This is a genomic window from Streptomyces sp. NPDC056224 (genome assembly GCF_042267665.1).
Taxonomy (GTDB): domain Bacteria; phylum Actinomycetota; class Actinomycetes; order Streptomycetales; family Streptomycetaceae; genus Streptomyces.
This window is the reverse complement of sequence record NZ_JBHJTK010000103.1, coordinates 1-2,454: the sequence shown is the minus strand read 5'-3', so window position 1 is coordinate 2,454 and position 2,454 is coordinate 1. Positions and strand designations below refer to the sequence as shown.

General features: G+C 67.8%; 2 protein-coding genes. One reads left to right on the top strand and one right to left on the bottom strand.

The genetic code is table 11. The features are described 5' to 3' along the window. Nucleotides 1-146: 146 nt before the first annotated feature. Nucleotides 147-1,433: an MFS transporter gene (locus ACFCZ1_RS38445; RefSeq protein WP_376682906.1), complete on the bottom strand. Its 1,287-nt coding sequence runs from the start codon at nucleotides 1,431-1,433 to the stop codon at nucleotides 147-149. A 133-nt stretch (nucleotides 1,434-1,566) separates the two neighbouring features. Here ACFCZ1_RS38445 and ACFCZ1_RS38440 point away from each other — a divergent pair, with 133 nt between their 5' ends. Continuing rightward, nucleotides 1,567-2,103: a MarR family winged helix-turn-helix transcriptional regulator gene (locus ACFCZ1_RS38440; protein ID WP_376682905.1), complete on the top strand. Its 537-nt coding sequence runs from the start codon at nucleotides 1,567-1,569 to the stop codon at nucleotides 2,101-2,103. Nucleotides 2,104-2,454 lie beyond the last annotated feature (351 nt).

Here is a 2,454-nt window from a genome sequence, read left to right as displayed (position 1 = left end):
GCTACGTGCGCCGGGCCGGGGGGCGGCCGCCCCACGCGGGGGGGCGCCCGGGCGTTGTGGGGGTTGTGCCCCCGGCGGTTTTTGTCCCCGCAGGGGGGGACGCCCGGGGTCGTGGGACCGGGGCCCTTCCGCTTCTTCAGGGCCTTCTACACGGCCACCGGCTCGACGGCCTTCGCGGAGGCCGTCGGACCCTGCGCCACGACCCTGCTCACCGACGACGGGTTGTCCTGCGCCGGGCTCAGCTGCTTGCCGAGCCGCAGCGCCAGTCCGGCGATGCCGAGCGACACGACCAGGAACGTCCCGATGTAGAGCATCGGAACGCCCGCACCCAGCGGCACTCCGAGCGGCCCCAGCGCCAGCGCCATCTGCTTGACCAGTGCGAAGGCCGAGTTGTACTGGCCCACGGAGCCCTCCGGAGCCAGGTCGGCGACCAGCGGCGCCAGCGTCGGCGACAGCATGGCCTCGCCGATGCCGAAGAGCGCGTACGTGGTGACGAACGCGGCGGCGGCCATCATCGCGCTGCCGTGCCCCAGACCCGAGAACCCGGCGATGACCCACGCCACGGTCCAGATCAGCCCGACCAGCGCGATCACCCGGGACCGGCGGCGCTTCTCGACGAGCCTCAGCACCACGAACTGCGCCACCACGATCGCACCGGTGTTGGCGGCGAGCGCGAAGCCCAGCGTCGAGGGGGTGATCCCGGCGGCCTCGGTACCGAAGGCGGCCAGACCCGATTCGAACTGTCCGTAGCAGGCGAAGAAGAGCACGAAGCCCAGGACGCACAGCTGCACCATGGCCTTGTGCCGCAGCAGCCGCTTCCACGCGCCGCCGCCCGACTGGGACGGGTCCTTCGGTACGGCGTCCTTGATGCTCGGTACGCGGGGCAGGCGCACGGTGACGATGACCCCCGCCAGCACCAGGAACATCACGGCCTCGATGCCGAACAGCAGGGTGAAACTCCCGGGCCGGGTCTCGTCCACGATCTGGCCGCCGATGAGACCGCCGATGCCCAGGCCCAGGTTCTGCATGAAGAACTGCAGGGCGAAGGCACGCGTCCGGGTGGACGGCGTGGAGCACCACACGATCATCGTGGCGAGCGCCGGCTGCATCACGGCCTGCCCGGCGCCGAGCGTCAGGGCCGACAGCAGGATCGGCACGATGCCGGTGGAGAGCCCGAGGGAGAGCGCACCCACCGAGGCGGCGACGGCCGCACCGATGACCACGGGGACCGGACCACGTCGGTCGATGACCCGACCGGTGAGGGGCAACGCGACGAGGGCGCCGAGGGCGAACGCCACGAACGCGCTCGTGGCGGCCATGGAACCCAGACCTCGCACCTGCGCCACATAGATGTAGAGGAACGGAACCGTGAAACCGATGCCGAACGCGGTCAGCGCGTTCCCGGCCTGGATCCGCCGCATCGCAGCGCCCATCACCTTGGTCACTTCTCACCTGCCTTTGAGAGCCGAAGACTGAAGACTTCAGAACTTCATACCTAAACTTCGATCCTTAACTCTACACATCGAAGGAGTTAGACGCCAACGGGTTCGTGCGATACTTCGACCCATGGGTGACACCCCCGACGGCACCGCGTCCGTCCACGAGCCGAGCCTCGATGAGCAGATCGCCGTCTATCAGCGCGAGTTCCAGGACCTCGACCCCCAGGTCGAGAAGGTGGTGGCGGCACTGAGCCGCCTGAACCGCCGCATGAACGTCGCGTACGGACGCCAGACCGCGGCCCTGGGCATCAGCAACGCGGAGTGGGAGGTCCTCAAGGCCCTCGTCATCTCCGGAGCCCCGTACCGGATGGGCCCGAGCGAACTCGCGAAGCAGCTGGGCCTCACGCCGGCTGCGATGACCCACCGGATCGACCGCATGACGTCGGACGGACTGGTCACCCGTGAGCGCGACGAGTCCAACCGGGTCCGCGTGATCGTGGAGCTCACCGATGAGGGCCGCAGCAAGTGGCTGGACGCGATGCGCTCGGCCACGGTCTTCGAGGAGGACCTCCTCCAGGACCTCTCCGCTGCGGAGCGCGGGGTGCTCGGCGACATGCTCACCCGGCTGCTGGACCGCGTGGAGGACCTGCAGTCCCCCAGCTGACCACCCAAGTTGACACGGCCCCCGGGGATCCGTAAGGTTCTTCGAGTTGTCCCAGAGCCGGAAGGTTTTGGCGACAACGAATCCCGCCGCCTCGTTGCGGCACCCAACTCAGCACGATCTCCCACTGGGAACGAATTCGGCATGCCCGAATTCATTTCTGAAGGCCGATTATGAATCGCCGGGGAAATCCACTAGAGTTCGGGAGTCGGAAGGGCCCAACAGCCCCGAAGACAAACCCCGCTGACTGGGGGTCAGGCACGAAAGAGTCTGATAGAGTCGGAAACGCAAGAACACAGAACGAAAGCCCGGAGGAAAGCCCGAGAGGGTGAGTACAAAGGAAGCGTCCGTTCC

What these genes read in the sequence shown, in the direction of transcription:
- ACFCZ1_RS38445 (WP_376682906.1), bottom strand. Translation starts at nt 1,433, where the DNA reads ATGGGCGCTGCGATGCGGCGGATCCAGGCCGGGAACGCGCTGACCGCG.
- ACFCZ1_RS38440 (WP_376682905.1), top strand. Translation starts at nt 1,567, where the DNA reads ATGGGTGACACCCCCGACGGCACCGCGTCCGTCCACGAGCCGAGCCTC.